The sequence below is a fragment of the Corynebacterium gottingense genome, assembly GCF_003693265.1.
Lineage (GTDB): Bacteria > Actinomycetota > Actinomycetes > Mycobacteriales > Mycobacteriaceae > Corynebacterium > Corynebacterium gottingense.
Genome location: NZ_RDRE01000008.1, coordinates 23,046 through 43,928 on the forward strand (window position 1 = coordinate 23,046; position 20,883 = coordinate 43,928).

Genomic DNA, 20,883 nt, shown 5'->3' on the forward strand with positions numbered 1-20,883 from the left:
CAATGCCTCTCGAACCGCTCCCCGAGTCTCTTCCCAGCGCCGTTCGCGCGCTTGCCGACGCTCTCGCGTCGACCGGTTTTACCGCCGACGGCATCGCCAAGCACCTCGGCCCCCACGCGACTGCGGCGCTCTACCGTGGCGAGCCGGGCGTCGTGCTCGCCGCCTGTGACGCTTCGCCGCTGTCGCGCCTGATCCGTTTCTTCTTGGTACGCGAGCCGGCGTCGCAAGCCCAGCTCGACGAGCTCCTTTCTCCTGACCTGGTGCGCATGCTTCTCGACGCCACCGTGATCCGCCCCTCCGCCAACGACCGGTTCGCCGTGGCCCTCGACCTGCGCCCCCACGTCCTCGCGGGGCAGGACCGACTGATCGTGTCGGACCTGGATGCGTCGATGACCGCGCACGTGCCGGGGCCCGACCACGTCCTGGGCGTTGGGTCGGCGTCGCTCTCGCTGCTCAGCGCCTCGCCGGAGACGCCGGTTGACACGGTGCTGGATCTCGGTTGCGGCTCGGGGGTGCAGGCGGTGGCGCAGGCAGGGGTTGCGCAGCGCGTGGTGGCGACGGATGTGCACCCGCGCGCCCTGGAGCTGGCTCGCGCGACGCTCGCTGCGAACCGGATCGACAACGTCGAGCTGCGCCAGGGCCCGTGGTTCGAGCCGGTTGCCGACGAGCGCTTCGACCGGATCGTAGCGAACCCGCCGTTCGTGGTGGGACTGCCCGAGGTGGGCCACGTGTACCGCGATTCGGGGTTGTCGCTCGACGGGGCAACCGAGCTCGTTGTCGGCCAAGCCCCCGCACACCTGGCGGAGGGCGCGACCGCGTGCATCCTCGGTGCGTGGGTCCACCGCACCGGCGAGAGCTGGCGCTCGCGCGTTGCTTCGTGGCTGCCCTCCCGCGGTGTGAGCGCCTGGGTCCTGGAACGCGATGTTGTCGACCCGGGCCAGTACGTCTCTACCTGGCTTGCTGATGAATCGGTCGACGTCCGCTCCCCAGAGGCCGTCGAGCGCACCGAGCGCTGGCTTGCACACTTCCGCGACAACGACGTCGAGGCCATCGGGTTCGGGTGGATCTTCCTCCGCGAGATCGGCGATAACCCCACCGAGATTACCGCCGAAGACCTCTCGCACCCGTTCACGGATCCCCTCGGGCCGGAGGTGGACGAGTACTTCACCAGGGCCGAATGGCTGCGCGGCAGGGACACCGACGACATCCTGGATGCCGCGTACATGGTCCGCCCGGGCGTGGCGCTGGAAAGGGTGAGCGTCGCCGACGCCGAGGCCGGGATGGGCTTTGCGCAGCGAGTCACGAGGGTTTCGCGTACTGACGGACCGCGCTTTACCCACGAGGTCGACGACGGTGTCGTCTCGATTCTCTCTGGCCTCCACCCACAGGGGTTGCCCCTGCGTGAGGTGGTGGGGTTGCTGGTGGCGTCGCAAGGCGTCGATGACCCGGCGGAACACACACGCCTTGAGAACAACGCAGCGGCGATTGTGGTGGATTGTGTGCGCCACGGCCTCGTCCTGCCCGCTGAGATTATTGCGAAGGAGTCCTGATGAAAGCTGTACTGACGCGAGTGGAGAGTGCTTCTGTCACCGTCGACGGGGAGGTCGTCGGGGCGATCGACTGCCCCGAAACCGGCGGCATCCTCGCCCTCGTCGGCGTGGGCCGCGACGACGCGGAGGACGCGTGGGAGAAGATGGCCCGCAAGATCGCGGAGCTGCGCATTCTCGACGGCGAGCGCTCCGCCCAGGACGCCGGCGCGCCCGTCCTCCTGGTCAGCCAGTTCACCCTCATGGGGCGTACGGCGAAGGGACGCAGGCCGTCGTGGGCGGATGCGGCGCCGGGCGAGGTAGCTGCACCGGTAATTGCCAAGATCGCAGAGGAGCTCCGCGGCCGCGGCATCACGGTCGAGGAGGGCCGGTTCGGCGCGATGATGGACGTGGCGAGCGTCAACAGCGGGCCGTTCACGGTCCTCGTCGAGGCGTGACACGGGACGAAACCTGGCCGCTACCCACGTTCTAGGGAAGAAGTTCCTGGAGTGATGCTGAGAGTCGAGCGAGGCAGACGCGCGTTGCATAATATTTACGCTCAGCCGGAACAATCGGGAGCGTTGCTCCGTTTGATCTATAAGACTGAACTTACGGTTCGAACCCCTTTCAAGGAGGCAGCTCTTCATGACTCAGCCGGACCACGCTCGTGATGCGGGCAACGAAGAAAACGTTGACCGCGGTAGCCGCCGAAATCAGACCAATGACAATCCGTCGGCGGACCTCGTGCGCGTGTACCTCAACGGTATCGGCAAAACGGCCCTGTTGAACGCTGAGGAAGAGGTCGAGCTGGCCCAGCAGATCGAGGTAGGCCTTTACGCCCAGCACCTGCTGGACGACCCGGAGGTCACGCTCACCCGCGCCAAGAAGCGTGACATGAAGATCCTGGCCAAGGAAGGGCGCAAAGCGCGCTCACACCTGCTGGAAGCCAACCTGCGCCTCGTGGTCTCGCTGGCAAAACGGTATACGGGGCGCGGAATGCCGCTGCTGGACCTGATCCAGGAAGGCAACCTCGGGCTGATCCGTGCCATGGAAAAGTTCGACTACGCCAAGGGGTTCAAGTTCTCCACCTACGCCACCTGGTGGATCCGCCAGGCCATCACACGCGGGATGGCGGACCAGTCGCGCACGATTCGCCTACCAGTCCACTTGGTGGAGCAGGTGAATAAGCTCTCGCGCATCCGCCGCGAGATGTACCAGTCCCTGGGCCGCGAACCTACGAATGAGGAGCTCTCCGAGGAGTCCGGCATCGAGGAGTCCAAGATTGAGATGCTGCTGCGCCAGTCGCGCGACCCGGTGAGCCTGGATATGCCTGTCGGCGCGGACGAGGAGGCGCCGCTCGGTGACTTTATCGAGGACGCTGAGGCGACGGACGCCGAAGACGCTGTGGTCTCGACCCTGCGCCACGACGACATCGAGGACATCATCGCAGGCCTGGAGGAACGCGAACAGGACGTGATTCGCCTGCGCTACGGCCTGACCGACGGCGTGCCGCGCACCTTGGACCAGATTGGCCGCCAGTTCGGCCTGTCGCGCGAGCGCGTGCGCCAAATTGAGCGCGAGGTTATGGCCAAGTTGCGCGTCGGCGACCGCGCCGACCGGCTGCGCGACTACGCCTAGGGCACCGCGCGTACACTTGCAGGGCTTGGATGGTCTGTGCGCGAAATGACTCGCGCAGACCGTCTGCACAGAGTGACTCAGAGGGAGAGGCAGCATGCGTGATCTCGTCGACACGACCGAGATGTACTTGAGAACTGTGTACGAGCTAGAGGAAGAAGGCATCACGCCGCTGCGCGCGCGCATCGCGGAGCGCCTTGAGCAATCCGGCCCGACCGTCTCGCAAACGGTCTCGCGCATGGAGCGCGACGGCCTGCTCGTGGTCCAGCCTGACCGCTCCCTCGCGCTTACCCCGGCGGGGCGCCAGCGCGCCACCGCAGTGATGCGCAAGCACCGCCTGGCCGAGCTGCTGCTGACCGACGTCCTACAGCTCAACATCGCGCAGGTCCACGACGAAGCGTGCCGATGGGAGCACGTCATGAGCGAGGACGTGGAGCGCCGCGTCGTCGCCGTGCTGGGCAACCCGACCCGCTCCCCGTTTGGCAACCCGATCCCTGCGTTGGAAGAGCTCGACGCCACGCCGAGCTCCGAAACCGCGTACGGCACCCGCGCGAGCGACCTCGAGCTCGACGGCCCGACCGAGGTCACGGTGGTGCAAGTGAGCGAGATCTTGCAGCAGCTCTCCGCAACCGTCTCCCCGACTGTCGGCGTCGCGTCCTTCGTCGGCTCGCAGGTCACCCTCGAGCAGCACGACGGTGGCGCGATCATGCTCACCACCAAGGACGGCGAACGCGTCGAACTCTCACCCGAACTCGCGCACGCACTGCGCGTCACCCCAGTGGAGGATTAACCCGTGAAGCTTGTAGTCACCGGCGGTGCCGGCTACGTGGGCAGCGTATGCGCTGCTGTGCTCGTCGAGGCTGGCCACGACGTCATCGTCATCGACGACTTCAGCACCGGCAACCGCGACGCCGTCCCCAACGGGGCAACGTTGGTCGAGGGCCATATTTCCGACGTCATCGACCGCGTCCTGTCCGCCGGCGACGTCGACGGCGTGCTCCACTTCGCCGCCCGCTCGCTGGTCGGCGAATCCATGGAGGTTCCCGCCGAGTACTGGCGCGACAACCTCGAGGTCTCACTCACCTTGCTCAACGCGATGCGCGCACACGGCGTGCACTCGCTCGTGTTCTCCTCCACCGCCGCCACCTATGGCGAGCCGGAGGCAGTGCCCATCACCGAGGACGCCCCAACCCGCCCCACCAACACCTACGGGGCGACGAAGCTGTCCATCGATTACGCCATCACCTCCTACTGCCAGGCCTACGGCATCGGCGCGACGAGTCTGCGGTACTTCAACGTTGCCGGCGCGTACGGCGACTACGGCGAGCGTCACCGCACCGAGACGCACCTCATCCCCATCGTGCTGCAGGTTGCCCTCGGCCAGCGCGACGCCATCAAGATGTTCGGCGACGACTGGCCCACCACCGACGGCACCTGCGTTCGCGATTACATCCACGTGAGGGATCTTGCCGACGCCCACGTGCTCGCACTCGAGGCGAATACCCCAGGCACCCACGAGATCTACAACCTTGGCTCCGGCGACGGCTACTCCGTCCGCCAGGTCGTCGAGATGTGCCGCGAGGTCACCGGCCACGAGATCCCGGCCGAGGTCGCACCCCGCCGCGCCGGCGACCCGGCCGTGCTCATCGCCTCTTCGGACAAGATCAAGCGCCAGCTGGGCTGGAACCCCACGCGCACCGACCTGCGCACCATCGTCCAAGACGCGTGGGACTTCACCTCCGCCCGCCACGGGGGTGCTTGAGTCACGCCGCCTGCTCGCGGAGCAGGTCGTCCCACGACTCGCGGCACCCGGCGAGTGCGGTGTTGACCATCCCTTGCCACTCGCCGATCGCCATCAGCTGGCGCTGCACCGCGGACAGCGAATGCCCTGGCACCTCGTCCTGGGCCGCGCGCAGCGCCGCGAACGCCCACGGCTCCAGGCCCGACGCCGCCGCTGCGAGCGCCCACAAGCTCAGCGCATTCGCGCGGATAACACCCGTAAAGTTTCGCGCGATGAGCAGCAGCGCCTGAGCGGCCGTCGCGGAGTGCTCGAGGACGTCTTCGACGAGACAATCGCGCAGCTTACTGCGGGACAGCAGCGAGGCCAGCAGGACGATCTCCTCGTCGTCGCGGAAGCAGTCGCTCAACTGCAGCGGTCGGCGTGACGTCCCCGCCGGAAACTCCGGGTTGCCCGCGCCGCCATGGATGAGCGTCACGCAGCCGTCCTCGATCAGGTTGATGGCGTCCCACCTGTCGCCGCAGCCCTCGCCGGCGCCTGCCGGGTGCGGCGCGAGTTGTTGGACGAGGCGGCGGCCGGAGTGATACGCGGCGTCGTAAAGCGCGCGGCATCGGCGCAGGTCGCCGGAATTGTCGGATTCGAAGAAGAGGTGCATGTCCTCGCGACGAAGCTCTGGAAGCATGCCGTTGTCAAGCAATCCGCGCATGGTTGGCGCGTGCACGATCGACGGCACGGTGCCGGAGAAGTACGAGGCGGGGGCGGCGGTGCGCTCGTGGTGTGCGGGGAAGAGTTGGGGGCTGGTGGCGTCGAAAAGCAGGGTGTAGGGCGTGCCCGCGGCGATCTCGGAGACGTGCCAGCACGCGGCGAGCGGCGGGAGGTCGAGTTGGGTATCCAGGGACTGCAGGAAGTAGGCGGTTTCCATCGCCAAATCCGAGTTCGGGATGCGGGTGATGATAACGGCGAGGTGGAGGTCCTGGTGGGCGTCGAAAAGCGCCCGCAGCCCGAACGCGATCTGCTCTTCACTCGCCAGATCAGCGCGCACGATCGGGCCGACTGTGTACGAGGTGGCATCCTCGCCGGCGTGGCTCAGGCCAATGAGGACGAGGGATTCTTGCGGGTAGAAGCCGAGCGCGCCTGGGATGCAGGCGATGAGTTCGGCGGGGCCGTACGGCGGGTTGTTGGGGCGGTGGTCATTGGCGTCAAAGTTTCGTGATTGCTTCATACATATTGGACGCAAAAAGCACCGCCTCGGTTCCCTCGTCCGGGAAACTTCTTTGCTGCGGTATCATTGTTGCCACCTTGGCGCGGGACGCGTGGAATAGTTTCACCCCTGGCGTAGTTGTCTTTGATAATGCGAAAAGGTACGCCACCCGGCATTTGTCCGGGCAATGTGGCGTACCGCGAGATCATTTGGGAGGAAGCACATGTCTGATACGTCTCGCATGTATGAACTGGAATACCCGGCGCCCTCCGTCGGCGAGGAATCCGCGAACGGCCCGGCGCTCGTGGTGGCAATGCAGGGTTACGCCGACGCCGGCCACGCCGTCGAGGGAGCCGCCGAGCACCTCAAGGCGGCGCTGGACTCCCGCACGCTCGCCACGTTTAGCAACGATGAGCTCATTGACTACCGCTCGCGCCGCCCCGCGGTGACCATCGCGCAGCACGAGATCACGGACATCGATGACCTGCAGCTGGACCTGCGCGTGCTTCGTGACGAAGCAGGGCGCTCCTTCCTCCTCCTGTCCGGCCCCGAGCCCGACCTGCGGTGGGAGGCGTTCAGCGAGGCCGTGAGCGACCTGGCGCAGCGCTTCGGCGTCGCGCAGACGATCTGCCTCTACGCGGCGCCGATGGGCGCCCCGCACACCCGCCCGCTGGTCGTCTCGGCGCACGGCAACAGCAGCGAGCTGGTGGGCAACATGTATACCTTCGACGGCATGGTCACGGTACCCGGCTCCGCATCGATCCTCATCGAGCGCGCCCTGCACAAGCGCGGCAAGCCCGTCGCCGGGTTCACAGCGCACGTGCCCCACTACGTGGCGTCGTCCCCGTACCCGCACGCGACGTTCCAGCTGCTCCAGTCCATCGAGGATGCGACCAAGCTGAAGTTCCCGCTGCGCGCGCTGGAGTCGGACATCACGCGGGTGTCGCAGCAGCTGGCCGAGCAGATGGCCGGTTCCGACGAGATCGCCCACGTGGTCCACGCGCTGGAGGAGCACTACGACAAGGAGATCAGTGACTACCGCGAGCGCCACCCGCAGGCCATGATGCCGGGCGAGGCGCAGGTGCCGAGCGGCGAGGAGATCAGCGATGCGTTTGAGAACTACCTCACCGCCATCGAGGACCGCGACCGCGTGCTCGGCCAGGACGAACAGCAGCTGAGCCTGCCGTTCGGCGACGACGAGAACAATTTGCTGATGGACCACTTCCTCATCGATCCTGAAGACCCGGCAGACCCGGAAAAACCGGACGACGACGAGTAGGTTTCGCCCCTCGGCTACGGTGGTGAGCGTGACTTTATCTGACATGCTCGCCGATCTCGCCGACGTCCCCGCGCCGCTTCTCGACGAAGCCGCGTGGGACTCCTTCCTCTCCTGGACCTCGTCCCGCGGCATCTCGCTGTACCCGGCGCAAGAGGAAGCGTCGCTCGCGCTGCTCGCCGGTGACAACGTCATCCTCGCCACCCCCACCGGGTCCGGCAAGTCCATGGTGGCCAACGCGGCGCACTTCATTGCCCTGACCCGCGGGCAGCGCACGTTCTACACCGCGCCGATCAAAGCGCTGGTCAGCGAGAAGTTCTTCGCCCTGTGCGAGATCTTCGGCGCCGAAAACGTCGGCATGATGACCGGCGACGCGACAGTGAACGGGTCTGCGCCGATTATCGCGGCGACGGCGGAGATCGTCGCAAATATTGCCCTGCGCGAGGGCAAGGACGCGAAGATCGACCAGGTGGTCATGGACGAGTTCCACTATTATTCCGAGCCCGACCGCGGCTGGGCCTGGCAGGTACCGCTCCTCGAGCTGCCGAAGGCGCAGTTCCTGCTCATGTCTGCAACGCTCGGCGACACCGCTTGGCTGGAGAAAGACCTCACCGAGCGCACGGGCCGCCAAACCACCTATGTCGGCGGGTCCGAGCGCCCCGTGCCGCTCGATTTCCACTACGTGTTCACCCCGGTCCACGAGACGATCGAGCAGCTTCTCGACGATGGCAAAGCCCCCATCTACGTCGTCCACTTCTCCCAGCGCGAAGCTACCGAGCGCGCCCAGGCGCTGACCAGCCTGAAGATCATCACCGACGAGGAGAAGCGGCGCATCGCCGAAGAGATCGGCTCGTTCCGCTTCACCACCACCTTTGGCAAGACGCTGTCCAAACTGGTGCGCCGCGGCATCGGTATCCACCACGCCGGCATGCTGCCCAAGTACCGCCGCTTGGTGGAGCGGCTCTCACAAACCGGCCTTCTCAAAGTGATCTGCGGTACCGACACGCTGGGCGTGGGCATTAACGTGCCGATCCGTACCGTTGTGATGACCGGCCTGGCCAAGTACGACGGGACGCGCCAGCGCATCCTCAAATCCCGCGAGTTCCACCAGATTGCCGGCCGGGCCGGGCGCGCCGGCTACGACACGGAGGGCACTGTCGTTGTGGAAGCGCCGGAGCACGAGATTGAGAACGTGAAGCTGCGCAGGAAGGCCGGCGACGACCCGAAGAAGCGCAAGAAGCTGCGGAAGAAGTCCGCCCGCGACGGCGAGGTCTCCTGGTCCGAGGACACGTTCAACCGGCTCACCACCGCGGAGCCTGAGGAGCTGACCAGCCAGTTCAGCGTGTCCAACTCGATGCTGCTCAACGTGGTGGCCCGCCCGGGCGACGGTTATGAGCACATGCGACACCTGCTGCGCACCAACCACGACTCGCGGGCGAAGCAGAACCGAGACATCCTCACCGCGGTGGAGCTCTTCCGCGGGCTGATCAACGCGGGCGTCGTCGAGCGCACGCCCGACTCGCCCGCATTCCGCCCCTACACGCTCACCCGGGAACTGGACCGCGACTTTGCGCTCAACCAGCCGTTGTCACCGTTCGCGCTCGCGTTCCTCACCATCTTGGACCCCGAGTCCGACACCTACGCGCTCGACGTCATCTCGACGTTTGAAGCAATTCTCGACGACCCCCGCCAGCTCCTCCAGGCACAGCAATCCGCCGCCCGCGGCGAGGAAATCGCCGCGCTTAAGGCGGACGGCGTGGACTACACCGAGCGCATGGCGCTCATCGAGGACGTCACCTACCCGAAGCCGCTTGCTGACGAACTCGACGAGGCCTTCGATACCTTTTGCCAGGGCAACCCGTGGGCGAAAGAGTTCGAGCTCGCGCCGAAGTCCGTCGTGCGCGACATGATCGAACACGCCATGACGTTTTCCGACCTCATCGCCACGTACGGCCTCGCGCGCAGCGAGGGCGTGGTGCTGCGCTACCTCACCGACGCGTGGCGCACCCTCTCCCACTCCATCCCCGAAGCCAACATGAACGAGGAGCTCGAAGACATCATCGTGTGGCTCGGCGAGTTGATCCGCCAGGTGGACTCGTCGCTTATCGACGAATGGGCGCACATGGCCGACGAAGACTCCCCCATCGACCAGGCGACGCTGGACCGCGAGCTAGCGTTCGGCGTCGAGGACCCGAACGCCCTCACCGCCAACCGACGCGCCTTCACCATCATGGTCCGCAACGCCTTCTTCCGCCTCGCCGAACTTTTCGCGCTGGAGAAGGAGCGCGAGCTGGACGAGATGTTCGACTACCTTGACCCAGACGCGCGCCCCGACTTCCCCGCCGGGATGGACGACTACTTCGACGAGTACGACGACGTGGACACCGGCCCCGACGCTCGCGGGCCCGAGTACTTCCGGCTTGGCGACACCACCGGGCGCACCTGGGAGGTCACCCAGATCCTCAAGGACCCGGAGGGCGACAACGCGTTCCAATTCCACGGCGTTGTGGACTTGGACGCCTCCGACGAGGCGGGAGAAGTCCGGCTCCAATCTTTGGAGTTGCGGGAGGGGTAGCTCTTTTGGGGGTGGCGTGGCGTCGATAAGCATGCCCCTTTTCTGTGGATAGACAGGTACATGAGCTGGTCCTTTCATTCGCGCCGCTGCATAACTTGCGCAATATGCAGTGCGTAAAATTCACTCAGCGAACGTGACATTCACCTCACTGGCTTGCGGTACATTGTTGTTCCAAACACAATCCGACAATTTGTGAGGAGTAACACAATTGACTCGTGCGCTCGTGATCGGCGCAGGCATGACAGGCCTGTCCACCGCATGGTTCCTGCAGGAATACGGGTACGACGTTGAGGTCGTAGACAAAATTGGCGTCGCGGGCGGCTCCTCGTGGGGCAACGCCGGCTGGCTCGCGCCCGGCAAGACGATCCCGCTGTCCAACTCCAGCCTCTGGGCGTACGGGCCGACCGCGCTCTTCGACCGCAACGCCGCGCTCTCCGTCCCCGTGCGCGTCGACCCGAAGCTGTGGGCGTTCTGCGCGCAGTTCATGGCGCACGCCACGCAGCGCGCGTGGGACAAGACCATGGCCGGTCTGACCCCTGCCGACATGGCCTCGCTCGCCGCCTTCGACGACCTCGAAGCGGGCGGCGTGACCTCAAAGTCCTACCGCTCGCCGTACATCATCGGCTTCGAGTCACAGTCGCAGGCCAAGGGCTTCCTCAAGGAGGTCGACGGGGCCATCCGCCACGGCCAGGAGATCCCGTTCGAGCCGATTTCGCTTGACGACGCCCGCGAGCACGCCCCCATGCTCACCGACAATGTCAAGGCCATATACCGCATGCAAGGCCAACGCTTCATCGAGCCGGGCCCCTACTGCCAGGCCATCGCCGACTCGTTCACCGCGCGCGGCGGCACCATCACCACCGGCGCCGAAGTGACGAAGGTGACCTCCACCCGCAAACCGGCCGTGCAGCTGTCCACGGGCGAATGGAAGCCTGCCGACGTCGTCGTGATCGCCACCGGCGCGTGGATGCCCGCTCTGGCGCGCGAGCTGGGCGTCACCACCATGGTGCAGGCGGGTCGCGGCTACTCGTTCAGCGTAGAGACAGAGACCGTGCCCGAGTGCCCCGTCTACTTACCGGAACAGAAGATCGCCTGCACGCCGTACCAGGGCCGCCTGCGCGTGGCGGGCACGATGGAGTTCCGGGGTCCCGACGAGGCGTTCCAGCCGGGCCGCGTCGCCTCCATGATCCATGCGACGAAGCCGATGTTCCGCGGCATCGACTGGGACGACCGCCAGGACGAGTGGGTCGGCTCGCGCCCCGTGACCCCGGACGGCCTGCCGCTCGTCGGTGCGACCAAGGTGCCCAACGTGTACACCAACGGCGGCCACGGCATGTGGGGCATCGTCCTCGGCCCGGTGTCGGGCAAGATGCTGGCCAAGCAGATCGCCACCGGCGAGGTGGACCGCACCATCGAGCCTTTCGACCCACTGCGCAGCCCGTTCGCCGGCCTGTAGGCCGCCGCCTTTCGGGCATGCGTGTATGCGCCAGGGGCGCTGGCGCATGCGGTGGCTAATGCGCGGGTCTTCGGTGCGGCGCGCGGGCGGTGTGGTCGGTGCCGGTGGGGGTGGCGTTTCCGTATGGCGAGACGTAATAGATCTGTCCGTCCCGCCGTTCGGTGTGGCCCCGGGCGCCGGTCGCGGCTTGCGAGTTGTGGTACTGGCACAACCAACCAAGGTTGGCGGGTGTGGTATCGCCGCCGTGGCGGTGTTCGCTCATGTGGTGGGCGTGGCAGCGTGTGGCTGGTACGGTGCAGTCTTTCCAGGTGCACGTGGTGGCGTCGGCAAGCATGATCTCGCGGTGCTTCGCCGAGGCAAAACGCGCGTTGTAGGCGTTGACCGGCCCGTCCATCGCGCCGACGAGGATGATGCTGCCGAGCTCATCGAGTTGCATGCGCACGAATTCTTCCCCGGTGGTGATCACCCCGTTGGCGAAGTGGACCTCAACGTCGTCGCCCGTGCCGGTGATGATGCGCTGGTAGTCGCCGAGGTCCAGGTTGGCGGTAACGCGTACGAGGTAGTCGGCTTTGGGGCAGTCGTTTGCCAGCCAGCCGGTGATGTTGTTGTTCGCCGCGTCGTAGACGCCTTGGATGGCTAGGGCGGGCCCGGTGATGCGCAGGGTGGCCATGCCGTCGCCGTGGTGGGTCACGCGGGCTTTTTCGGTACGCGGGGGTGCCGGTTGGAGTTCGGCTTTCAGTTCGTTGGCAACGCGGGTGATGTGGGTTAAATCGCCGGGGGTGTTGCAGAGGGCGTCGATGTAGGTCCAGCGGGCGGTGGTGTCGGTGATGGTGCGGGCGCTGCGGGCGATGTAGGCGAGGGTGTCCAGGCGGTGCTGGTTGGTTGCGGCGCCGGTGTGGGCGCGGCGTTGGTAGGCGGTGTGGCTGGTTGTGCCGCACAGTACGGTTGCGGCGGTGTGGAGTTGGCGGGCGCGGTCGCGTGGCAGGCCGAGTCCGGTGAGGTCCTCGTGGGTCATGCCAGCGGCCGCCGCGACAAGTTGCATGCCGCGGCGGTCGATGGATACGAGGTCTGCCAGTGCGTTCATGGCAGCCACGTTACCGGCTCTGAGCTGGGGAAACAATGGGTTGTGAGGATTCACCCATTTTCGGCCCGGGAGGGAACCGCGGGCCGGTTTGGTGCGTCTAAATAGGGTTGGGGGTTTGCGTGGCGTCGATAAGCGAGCTGCTAGCGCGCTGCCTCGATCTCGATGGCCTGGGCGACGGCCTGCACGACGGCGCCGACCTTGACGCCCTCCCAGATCTGCTCCTTGGTCAGGCCCTCCTCGCGCAGTGTGTTCGCGTGGGCGACGCTGCAGTGCTCGCAGCCGTTGATCGCGGAAACGGTGAGGGACCACAGCTCGAAGTCGGCCTTCTCCACACCCGGCTTGGAGATGATGTTCATGCGGAGGCCGAACTTGACCTGCGCGTAGTCGTCGCCAAGCCAGCCCTTGGCGCGGTAGCCGACGTTGTTCATCGCCATCACGGTGGCGGCGCCGAACGCAGCGTTGAGGGCCTCCTCGGAGAGGTGCTCCTTCGCCTCGTCGGTAATTTCGGAGATGACGGTCGCGTTGCGGGTCGCGGCGGCAGCGGCGACGAGCGCGCCCCACAGCTGCTGCTCGCTCAGCTCGGTCGAGCGGGTCAGCGAGCCGAGGTTCAGCTTCTGGTCCTTGGCGTACTCCGGCAGAGCGCCGCGCAGGTTATCAATAGACATTGGGTGTCCTTTCGTGTGATTGGTGGTGAGTAGACGAGCGCCCCGCCACTCCAGCGGTGCGGAGCGCGGGGCGGCTTCGGGCGAAGAATCGCGCTACTTCAGGGCGTCCTGAACCACGGCCATCTTGTCGATGTTCTTGGTCGGATCGTTCTTCTGCCAGTCGCAGGCGCAAACCTCCTCGGACTGCAGTGCGTCGAGGACGCGCAGGACCTCGTCGACGTTGCGGCCGACGGCGTCCGGGGTGACGGACACGAACTGGACGATGCCGTCCGGGTCGATGATGAAGGTCGCGCGGTCGCACACGCCGTCAGCGTTCTCGACGCCGAGAGCGCGGATCAGGTCGTGGCGGACGTCGGCGAACATCGGGAACGGGATGTCCAGCAGGTCCTCGTGCGTTGCGCGCCAGTTGAAGTGGGAGAACTCGTTGTCCGTGGAGCCGCCGAGCACCTGGGTGTCGCGGTCCTCAAACTCCTCGTTGAGCTTGCCAAAGGCGGCAATCTCGGTCGGGCATACGAAGGTGAAGTCTTTGGGGTAGAAGAAGACGATCTTCCACTTGCCCTCGTACTTGTCCAGGGAGACCTGCTCGAAGTAGTCGTCCGGGGAGGACGCGTCTGCTTCCTTGAGGTTGCCGCCCTTGAGCGCGGTCAGGTTGAACTCCGGGAAACGCTCCCCAACAGTCATGATCGGCATAGTGATTCCTCCATATACATAGGGTGAATTTGCGTACTGTGACGCAGTTAGTCACGAACACGTTCTCACGTCTTCTGCCACCCGAGTATGCCACAGCCCACCCGGAAGCTCAACAACAAAACCTATAAAGGTGCGGTATGGTGATAGGCATGAGCAATAAGGAATATAAACCGACGCTCGCGCAGCTGCGCACCTTCGTCACGATCGCGGAGAACAAGCACTTCGGCACCGCCGCGGCCAAGCTCGGTATCTCGCAGCCGTCGTTGTCGCAGGCCCTCGTCGCGCTCGAGGGCGGGCTGGGCATCCAGCTCATCGAGCGCTCGACGCGCAAGGTCATCGTCACCGCCGCCGGCGAGGAGCTGCTCCCCTTCGCAAAAACCACGCTCGAAGCAGCCGACGCTTTCGTCGCCCGCGCACAGGGCGCCCACGGCGTGCTCAACGGCCCGTTGACCATCGGGATGATCCCCACGGTCGCCCCGTACCTTCTGGCGGATCTCCTGCCGCGTCTGCGGTCCGAGTATGAGAACCTGCAGCCGCGCATCGTGGAGGAACAGACCGAGCGTTTGCTCGAGCAGCTTCGCGACGGCCGCATCGACCTCGCCGTCCTCGCCCTCCCCACCGAGACGCCCACGCTCACGGAACTGCCCCTCTACGACGAGGAATTCGTCGCCGTCACCCACGAGGATGACGCGCTCGCGGGGCGTCGCGACCTGCCGCTCGCAGCCCTCGAGGAGCTCGACCTGCTGTTGCTTGACGACGGCCACTGCCTCCGCGAACAAATCGTCGACCTGTGCAAGCTGGCGAATGTGTCTCACCCCGCCGCCAACCAGTCGGTGACGCGGGCAGCGTCGCTCACCACGATCATGCAGCTCGTCGGAGCTGGTTTCGGCGCAACGCTGGTGCCCAAGTCCGCCGTCGCGAGCGAGTGCACCCGCCCCGGTATCGGGCTGGCGACCTTCGCCACCGGCGTTGGGGCGCAGCGGACCATAGGGCTTGCGTACCGGGCGTCGTCAAGCCGCGCTGAAGAGTTCGAGGCCCTGGGCGAGTTGGTGAAAGCCGCGTACGCGGAGGCTGCCGCGCGCGGAGATGCAGCGCTCACGCAATGAGCTACTAAGCTGGTCCAGCAGTGATGAAAAAGGATCCAGACAATACGGACGTGCCGAGCAAGGACGAGCTGTACCGTCGGCTCGACTCGGTGCCGATCAACCAGGAGCGCGGGTTCCGGCGGCGGCTTTCCAAGGCCAAGGCGCCGCAGGCGCTCGCCGCGATCGGGGCAGACATTGCGGAGGCGGCGCGTGGCGTCGAGAAGCGAAATGCCCTCGTGCCCGCCATCGAGTACCCCGAGCAGCTGCCCGTTTCCGCGCGGCGCGACGACATCATGGAGCTGATCCGCGACAACCAGGTCGTGATCATCGCTGGCGAGACGGGCTCGGGCAAGACCACGCAGATCCCGAAAATGCTGCTGGAGATGGGGCGCGGGCGACGCGGGCTGATCGGACACACGCAGCCGCGCAGGATCGCCGCGCGCACGGTGGCCGAGCGCATCGCCGACGAGCTGGGGCAAAAAATTGGTCAAACCGTCGGCTACGCCATCCGCTTCGACGACAAGGTGTCGGACTCTACCGCCGTGAAGCTGATGACGGACGGCATCCTCCTCGCGGAGATGCAGCGCGACCGTTTTCTCAACGCCTACGACACGATCATCATCGATGAGGCCCACGAGCGCAGCCTGAACATCGATTTCCTCCTCGGATACCTCAAGCGGCTCCTGCCGAAGCGGCCGGATCTCAAAGTCATTGTCACCTCGGCGACGATCGACCCGGAGCGCTTCGCCGCGCACTTCGCGGCCGCAGACGGCACGCCCGCGCCAATCATCGAGGTCTCGGGCCGCACCTACCCGGTGGAGATCCGTTACCGGCCGCTCGTCGAGCAAGTGGAGACGAAGTCGGGCACGAAAGACGTGGACATCGACATGATTGACGGCGTCGTCGATGCCTGCAAGGAGCTCATGGGCGAGGGCAAGGGCGACATCCTCTGCTTCTTCTCATCAGAGCGCGACATCCGCGACTGCATGGAGGCGCTGGAAAAGCAGCACTGGCGCGGCGTGGAGGTCGTGCCGCTGTTCGGGCGCCTCTCCAACGCGGAGCAACACCGCGTGTTTTCCGCGCACTCCGGCCGCCGCATCGTGCTGGCCACCAACATCGCGGAGACCTCGCTGACCGTGCCGGGGATCCACTACGTGGTGGATACCGGGCTGGCCCGTATCTCTCGCTACTCCACCCGCACGAAGGTACAGCGCCTGCCCATCGAGGAGGTTTCGCAGGCCAGCGCGAACCAGCGATCGGGCCGCTCCGGACGTACCGCCGACGGCATTGCCATCCGCCTGTACTCGGAGGAAAACTTCGAGGCGCGGCCCGAGTTCACCGACCCGGAAATCCTGCGCACCAACCTGGCCAGCGTCATCCTGCAAATGATTTCGCTGCGCCTCGGCGACATTTCCGAGTTCCCGTTTATCCAGCCGCCGGACCACAAGGCAGTGCGCGACGGTCTCCTGCTCCTCCACGAGCTGGGCGCGATCACCGACAAGGAGCGCAGCGGCGCCCCCGTCTTGACGGACATCGGCCTCGACCTCGCGCGCATCCCCGTCGACCCGCGCATGGCGCGCATGCTCGTCGAGGCCAACACCCTTGGCGTGCTCGATCGCGTCACCGTGATCGTCGCCGGCATGACCATCCAGGACGTGCGCGAACGCCCCCTGGAGTACCAAGCACAGGCGGATCAGGCGCACGCACGCTTCAAGGATAAGACGTCCGACTTCCTCTCCGTGCTCAAGCTCTGGGACTACATCAACGAGTCCCGCGACGAGCTGTCGGGCAACGCGTTCCGCAAACGGATGAAGCGCGAGTTCCTGCACTACATGCGCATCCGCGAGTGGTACGACCTGGTGCGGCAGCTGCGGGATGTGGAAAAGCAGTTGGGGTGGATTGTGCGGGCGTCGCAAAGCACTCAAGCCGACGGCGCAGCAGACGCCGACGCCGTGCACAAATCGCTGCTCACCGGCCTGCTGTCAAACATCGGCGCGCGCGACGGCAACTCGAAGGAGTTCCAGGGCGCGCGCGGCACCCGCTTCCTCGTCTTCCCCGGCTCGAGCCTGAGCAAGAAGCCGCCGGAGTTCCTCATGGCCGCGGAACTGGTGGAGACCTCGCGGCTGTGGGCCCGCGACGTGGCCAAGATCGAGCCGCAGTGGGTGGAACGCGCCGCGAAAGACCTGCTCAAGCACAGCTATTCCGAACCGGTGTGGTCGCGCAAGCGCTCCGCGGCGATGGTGCACCAGAAGTCCATGCTTTACGGCGTCACGATTGTGCGCGACCGGCTCGTTCCGTACCACAAGGTGGATCCGGAGGCAGCGCGCAGCATGTTCATCCGACACGCGCTGCTGGAGGGCGATTGGAACCGCCACCACACGTTCATCGAGCACAACGACGCCCTGCTCGCGGAGGCCTCCGAGGTGGAGGAAAAGGTCCGACGCCGCGGCCTCGTGGTCGATGAGGACACGCTGTTCGAGTTTTACAACGCCAAGCTGCCCGCCGACGTGACCACCGCGCGGCACTTCGACTCCTGGTGGAAGAAGCAGCGCCGCACAGACAAGCACTTCCTCGACTTCGACCCGGAATCGCTGCTTGACGACGCCGGCACCGACACCTCAGCCACCGCCTTCCCCGAGACGTGGCGCCAGGGATCGATCAACTACGACCTGAGCTACAGGTTCGAGCCCGGCGACCCCTTCGATGGCGTCACGGTCGAGGTCCCGGTCCCGCTGCTCGCAGGCCTAAGCCCCGACGGCTTCGATTGGCTTGTGCCTGGCCTGCGCGAGGAGCTCATCACCGAGCTCATCCGCTCGCTCCCCAAGGCCATTCGCACCACCGTCGTCCCCGCGCCCGACTTCGCGCAGCGCGCCCTGCCCCTCCTCGAAGACGGGCAGCCGCTTGTCGACGCCCTCGCGTCCGCCCTCCAGTCACTGGGGGCCTCCGGGGTCAACGGGTCAGACTTCTCACCGACTCGACTCCCGGCGCACCTGACCATGACGTACGCCGCAATTGACAAGCGCGGGAAGGTTGTCGACCACGACAAGGACCTTGCCGCGCTGAAGAAGCGGCAGGCGGGCAAGATCCGCTCGTCGGTGTCAAAGGCGAGCCGGGCAGCGGAGTCTAAGGCCGTGGCGAAGTGGACGGCGGACTCCCTGGGCGAGGTGCCGGCGACGGTGCAAACCACCATTGATGGCAATAGCGTCGACGCGTTCCCCGCGCTGGAGGCTACCCGCGACGGCGTGCGCGTCACGGTCTTCCCAACGAAGGCTGCCGCGGACGCGTCGATGATCACCGCGACCCTCACGCTGCTGATCCGCGAGATTTCGGTGTCTGCGCAGCAGATGACCAAGGGGTTGCCGCTGCGACAGAAGGTGGCGGTGGACCAGTACCCGCACGGTGGCGCGAAGGGGCTCGTGGAGGATGCGCGGGTGGCCGCGATTCGCGACCTGATGATGCAGCACGGCGGCCCCGTGCGTACTCCGGAGGAGTTTTCGGCGCTCGTGGCCAAGGTGTCGCCAGAAGTTCCTGGCGCGGTGCGGCGCATGGTGGTGGGCATCGCCCCTGGGCTCGTCGCGTACGCGAACATGGCGCAGGAGCTGTCGCAATGGGAAGGTCCCGCGATTGATGACATGCGTTCGCAGCTCGAGTTTTACCTCCCCCGCAACGCGTTGACCAGGCACGGACTGACCCACCTCCAGCACATGCCGCGCTACATCGAGGCTATCCGGATTCGCCTTGAGGACATGCGCGTGGATCCCGACCGCGATGCGGACCGGCAGGCAATTGTCGACGGCGCGAAGTCGTACCTTGCCGCCAAGTTGGCCAAGCTCCCCGCCGGGCGGGAAAAGACTCGCGCCTACAAGGACGTGTTGTGGAGGATTGAGGAACTGCGCGTGAGCGTCTTCGCGCAGCGCCTTGGCACGCCGAAGCCGGTCAGCGCGCGGCGCATTGAGAAGATGGTAGACAAGCTGACCTAGCGGCGTGAGCTACAGACTCAACCGGCTCAGAAGTCCTCTTTGTCGCGCCGCCGCATCAGACGAATCTCTGATTCGAAGTCGTCGGCGCTCTCGAACGACTTGTACACGGACGCGAAGCGCAGATAGGCGACCTCGTCAAGCGCGCGGAGCGGTTCGAGCACCGCGAGGCCGATTTCGTGCGCGGGGATCTGTGAGCTGCCGTGGGAGCGCACGATCTCCTCGACCTGTTGCGCCAGTCGTTTGAGCGCGTCGTCCGACACGTCGCGCCCCTGGCAGGCACGCCGCACGCCGACGATGAGCTTGTCACGGTCAAACGGCTCGCTGATCCCGTTGCGCTTCACCACCGTCAGCACTGCCTTTTCCACGGTGGTGAATCGCCCCCCACATTCGGTGCACTCACGACGCCGGCGGATTGCTGATCCTCCTTCAATGATGCGGGAGTCCATCACGCGCGAATGATCGTTGTGGCAAAACGGACAGTACATTGCAGGCTCCCGCTCCTCGCTGTTCTGGGTACGCCCCGGGGACGTGCGCCCGGGCTTGCCTCCTCAATGTACCGTCCCCCGCGCCGCTTCCCTAGCGGGCGCCAGCGACGTATTGGGCGGAGACTTGGTGGCTCATCGACGCGGTGTCGTCCGAGAACGCACCGCCCACGATCGACCCGATCACCAGCGCGGCGCTCAAGCCCAGTCCCACGAGCACGCTCTCGCGCTTTTCGCGGTGGGATTCGAACCGATCGTCCGCTCGGTCTGGCCACTGCGCCGGATCACCCCTCCCCACATCAACGGCCATTATCGAATTACTGAGCGTTCGAACATGCTCAGCCCCACACCGCCGAACACCACGGGTTTCAATGTCCCACTCGTCAGCACGAGCCGGCATGGAAGCCACCTCGAAGCGAGTAGTAGAAGCACCGTAAGTACCATTTTGCATCATCGTCATGAGTTCATTCCTTTCACGTTCACCGCAATCTTACGAACCGAACCAACACTGTCGAACGGAATACCGTTCAGGCGTTCGATGTCGGTTGCATGTTCGATTTATAGCAGGCACGTCAAAGCTTGTCTAGCGGGCGGGTTGAGAACTCGAACATGTTTGCCCGATCTGGTAGGTTGTGCAGTGCGTAGTTAGCGCGAATAAACTCACACACAGTCACCATCAAAGGAGCACCTCATGGCCCGCAAAAAGGCTGATGTCAAGGATTTGGACATCTCGACGCTGTCTGATCGTCAGCGGCGAATTTTGGAAGTAATTCGGGACGCCGTCGTCCTTCGCGGCTACCCGCCAAGCATTCGCGAGATTGGCGACGCAGCTGGGTTGCAGTCCACCTCGTCCGTCGCCTACCAGCTCAAAGAGCTTGAAAAGAAGGGCTTCCTGCGCCGCGACCCGAACAAGCCTCGCGCGGTCGACTTGCGCCATCTCCCCGACGCACCCGGCAAGAAGCCGAAGCCGAGCACGGACACAAACGTGCCGGAGGATGCGTCGACTCCGCGCTACATCCCAGTGGTCGGCCAGATTGCCGCCGGGTCGCCGATCCTCGCAGAGGAGAACGTGACGAGCTACTACCCGATGCCGGAGGATCTTCTCGGCGACGGCGACCTGTTCATGTTGCAGGTCGTCGGCGAGTCGATGCGCGATGCCGGCATCCTCCCCGGCGACTGGGTCGTCGTTCGCTCCCAGCCCGTGGCAGAGGAGGGAGAGTTCGTCGCAGCCCTGCTCGACGGCGAGGCGACGGTGAAGGAGTTCCACAAGGATTCCAGCGGCGTGTGGCTCCTCCCCCACAACGATGCCTACTCGCCTATTGACGGCACCAATGCGGAAATCATGGGACGCGTCGTCTCCGTGTTCCGCACCATGTAGCACCTCCACCCTGAACACACGCCCGCAGCGATCCCTCGCGCGGGCGTTTTTCTTGTTTGTAGTTCACCTCCGCTTATCACCTTCAACCACTGTGACGATTTCCGGATATGTG

General features: G+C 65.5%; 17 protein-coding genes. 11 read left to right on the top strand and 6 right to left on the bottom strand.

Annotation, left to right across the window (positions count from 1 at the left end; all coding sequences use genetic code 11):
* Nucleotides 1-2: 2 nt before the first annotated feature.
* The 5 genes from EAW56_RS06500 to galE all read left to right on the top strand — a co-directional run bounded on the left by EAW56_RS06500 (nucleotide 3) and on the right by galE (nucleotide 4,923).
* Nucleotides 3-1,550, top strand: a complete 1,548-nt coding sequence (locus EAW56_RS06500) for a DUF7782 domain-containing protein (protein WP_122085745.1) — start codon at nucleotides 3-5, stop codon at nucleotides 1,548-1,550.
* Nucleotides 1,550-1,984 carry a D-aminoacyl-tRNA deacylase gene (gene dtd, locus EAW56_RS06505; protein ID WP_095536685.1) on the top strand — a complete coding sequence of 145 codons (435 nt, stop codon included), beginning with the start codon at nucleotides 1,550-1,552 and terminating at the stop codon, nucleotides 1,982-1,984. Before EAW56_RS06500 ends, dtd begins: the two co-directional genes overlap by 1 nt.
* A 187-nt stretch (nucleotides 1,985-2,171) precedes the next feature.
* On the top strand, nucleotides 2,172-3,164 hold the full coding sequence (locus EAW56_RS06510) for a sigma-70 family RNA polymerase sigma factor (RefSeq protein ID WP_095278973.1): 993 nt from the start codon (nucleotides 2,172-2,174) through the stop codon (nucleotides 3,162-3,164).
* 94 nt (nucleotides 3,165-3,258) lie between these two features.
* The gene (locus EAW56_RS06515) at nucleotides 3,259-3,951 is read left to right on the top strand and encodes a metal-dependent transcriptional regulator (RefSeq protein ID WP_095536686.1); all 693 of its coding nucleotides are present in this window, start codon (nucleotides 3,259-3,261) and stop codon (nucleotides 3,949-3,951) included.
* A 3-nt stretch (nucleotides 3,952-3,954) separates the two neighbouring features.
* Nucleotides 3,955-4,923, top strand: a complete 969-nt coding sequence (galE, locus tag EAW56_RS06520; protein ID WP_095534733.1) for a UDP-glucose 4-epimerase GalE — start codon at nucleotides 3,955-3,957, stop codon at nucleotides 4,921-4,923.
* A 1-nt stretch (nucleotide 4,924) separates the two neighbouring features.
* Here galE and EAW56_RS06525 read toward each other — a convergent pair whose 3' ends face one another.
* The gene (locus EAW56_RS06525) at nucleotides 4,925-6,121 is read right to left on the bottom strand and encodes a DUF4192 domain-containing protein (protein WP_095555569.1); all 1,197 of its coding nucleotides are present in this window, start codon (nucleotides 6,119-6,121) and stop codon (nucleotides 4,925-4,927) included.
* Nucleotides 6,122-6,323: 202 nt separating this feature from the next.
* On the opposite strand from EAW56_RS06525, the gene EAW56_RS06530 reads away from it, so the two are divergent.
* From EAW56_RS06530 to EAW56_RS06540, 3 genes are all read left to right on the top strand, one after another.
* Nucleotides 6,324-7,379: a PAC2 family protein gene (locus tag EAW56_RS06530; protein WP_095534735.1), complete on the top strand. Its 1,056-nt coding sequence runs from the start codon at nucleotides 6,324-6,326 to the stop codon at nucleotides 7,377-7,379.
* Nucleotides 7,380-7,422: 43 nt separating this feature from the next.
* A complete protein-coding gene (locus tag EAW56_RS06535; protein ID WP_122085747.1) occupies nucleotides 7,423-9,951 on the top strand; it encodes a DEAD/DEAH box helicase in 2,529 nt (842 codons plus the stop codon).
* A gap of 238 nt (nucleotides 9,952-10,189) precedes the next feature.
* Complete coding sequence (locus EAW56_RS06540) at nucleotides 10,190-11,407, top strand: NAD(P)/FAD-dependent oxidoreductase (protein WP_165765356.1); 1,218 nt, start codon at nucleotides 10,190-10,192, stop codon at nucleotides 11,405-11,407.
* A 55-nt stretch (nucleotides 11,408-11,462) separates the two neighbouring features.
* On the opposite strand, the gene EAW56_RS06545 is transcribed toward EAW56_RS06540, so the two are convergent.
* From EAW56_RS06545 to EAW56_RS06555, 3 genes are all read right to left on the bottom strand, one after another.
* A complete protein-coding gene (locus tag EAW56_RS06545) occupies nucleotides 11,463-12,491 on the bottom strand; it encodes an HNH endonuclease signature motif containing protein (protein WP_122085749.1) in 1,029 nt (342 codons plus the stop codon).
* A gap of 140 nt (nucleotides 12,492-12,631) precedes the next feature.
* Nucleotides 12,632-13,156, bottom strand: coding sequence for an alkylhydroperoxidase, AhpD family (gene ahpD, locus EAW56_RS06550; protein ID WP_095277227.1), 525 nt, complete (start codon nucleotides 13,154-13,156; stop codon nucleotides 12,632-12,634).
* A 93-nt stretch (nucleotides 13,157-13,249) separates the two neighbouring features.
* Nucleotides 13,250-13,846: a peroxiredoxin gene (locus tag EAW56_RS06555; RefSeq protein WP_095277230.1), complete on the bottom strand. Its 597-nt coding sequence runs from the start codon at nucleotides 13,844-13,846 to the stop codon at nucleotides 13,250-13,252.
* A 149-nt stretch (nucleotides 13,847-13,995) separates the two neighbouring features.
* Here EAW56_RS06555 and EAW56_RS06560 point away from each other — a divergent pair, with 149 nt between their 5' ends.
* Together EAW56_RS06560 and hrpA are read left to right on the top strand one after the other, a co-directional pair.
* On the top strand, nucleotides 13,996-14,952 hold the full coding sequence (locus tag EAW56_RS06560) for a hydrogen peroxide-inducible genes activator (protein WP_122085751.1): 957 nt from the start codon (nucleotides 13,996-13,998) through the stop codon (nucleotides 14,950-14,952).
* A 23-nt stretch (nucleotides 14,953-14,975) separates the two neighbouring features.
* A complete protein-coding gene (hrpA, locus tag EAW56_RS06565; protein ID WP_122085752.1) occupies nucleotides 14,976-18,911 on the top strand; it encodes an ATP-dependent RNA helicase HrpA in 3,936 nt (1,311 codons plus the stop codon).
* A 26-nt stretch (nucleotides 18,912-18,937) separates the two neighbouring features.
* On the opposite strand, the gene nrdR is transcribed toward hrpA, so the two are convergent.
* The gene (nrdR, locus tag EAW56_RS06570; protein WP_095277238.1) at nucleotides 18,938-19,396 is read right to left on the bottom strand and encodes a transcriptional regulator NrdR; all 459 of its coding nucleotides are present in this window, start codon (nucleotides 19,394-19,396) and stop codon (nucleotides 18,938-18,940) included.
* A gap of 91 nt (nucleotides 19,397-19,487) precedes the next feature.
* Complete coding sequence (locus EAW56_RS12565) at nucleotides 19,488-19,703, bottom strand: hypothetical protein (RefSeq protein WP_133063988.1); 216 nt, start codon at nucleotides 19,701-19,703, stop codon at nucleotides 19,488-19,490.
* Between the two features lie 381 nt (nucleotides 19,704-20,084).
* Here EAW56_RS12565 and lexA point away from each other — a divergent pair, with 381 nt between their 5' ends.
* Complete coding sequence (lexA, locus tag EAW56_RS06580; RefSeq protein WP_122085754.1) at nucleotides 20,085-20,771, top strand: transcriptional repressor LexA; 687 nt, start codon at nucleotides 20,085-20,087, stop codon at nucleotides 20,769-20,771.
* The last annotated feature ends 112 nt before the right edge of the window (nucleotides 20,772-20,883 follow it).

Bases quoted from the DNA above. Each gene is read 5' to 3' on its own strand.
- EAW56_RS06525 (WP_095555569.1), bottom strand. From the start codon at position 6,121: ATGAAGCAATCACGAAACTTTGACGCCAATGACCACCGCCCCAACAAC.
- nrdR (WP_095277238.1), bottom strand. From the start codon at position 19,396: ATGTACTGTCCGTTTTGCCACAACGATCATTCGCGCGTGATGGACTCC.
- hrpA (WP_122085752.1), top strand. From the start codon at position 14,976: ATGAAAAAGGATCCAGACAATACGGACGTGCCGAGCAAGGACGAGCTG.
- EAW56_RS06560 (WP_122085751.1), top strand. From the start codon at position 13,996: ATGAGCAATAAGGAATATAAACCGACGCTCGCGCAGCTGCGCACCTTC.
- EAW56_RS06540 (WP_165765356.1), top strand. From the start codon at position 10,190: ATGACAGGCCTGTCCACCGCATGGTTCCTGCAGGAATACGGGTACGAC.
- EAW56_RS12565 (WP_133063988.1), bottom strand. From the start codon at position 19,703: ATGGCCGTTGATGTGGGGAGGGGTGATCCGGCGCAGTGGCCAGACCGA.
- EAW56_RS06510 (WP_095278973.1), top strand. From the start codon at position 2,172: ATGACTCAGCCGGACCACGCTCGTGATGCGGGCAACGAAGAAAACGTT.
- EAW56_RS06500 (WP_122085745.1), top strand. From the start codon at position 3: ATGCCTCTCGAACCGCTCCCCGAGTCTCTTCCCAGCGCCGTTCGCGCG.
- EAW56_RS06545 (WP_122085749.1), bottom strand. From the start codon at position 12,491: ATGAACGCACTGGCAGACCTCGTATCCATCGACCGCCGCGGCATGCAA.
- EAW56_RS06535 (WP_122085747.1), top strand. From the start codon at position 7,423: ATGCTCGCCGATCTCGCCGACGTCCCCGCGCCGCTTCTCGACGAAGCC.
- dtd (WP_095536685.1), top strand. From the start codon at position 1,550: ATGAAAGCTGTACTGACGCGAGTGGAGAGTGCTTCTGTCACCGTCGAC.
- ahpD (WP_095277227.1), bottom strand. From the start codon at position 13,156: ATGTCTATTGATAACCTGCGCGGCGCTCTGCCGGAGTACGCCAAGGAC.
- EAW56_RS06530 (WP_095534735.1), top strand. From the start codon at position 6,324: ATGTCTGATACGTCTCGCATGTATGAACTGGAATACCCGGCGCCCTCC.
- lexA (WP_122085754.1), top strand. From the start codon at position 20,085: ATGGCCCGCAAAAAGGCTGATGTCAAGGATTTGGACATCTCGACGCTG.
- EAW56_RS06515 (WP_095536686.1), top strand. From the start codon at position 3,259: ATGCGTGATCTCGTCGACACGACCGAGATGTACTTGAGAACTGTGTAC.
- EAW56_RS06555 (WP_095277230.1), bottom strand. From the start codon at position 13,846: ATGCCGATCATGACTGTTGGGGAGCGTTTCCCGGAGTTCAACCTGACC.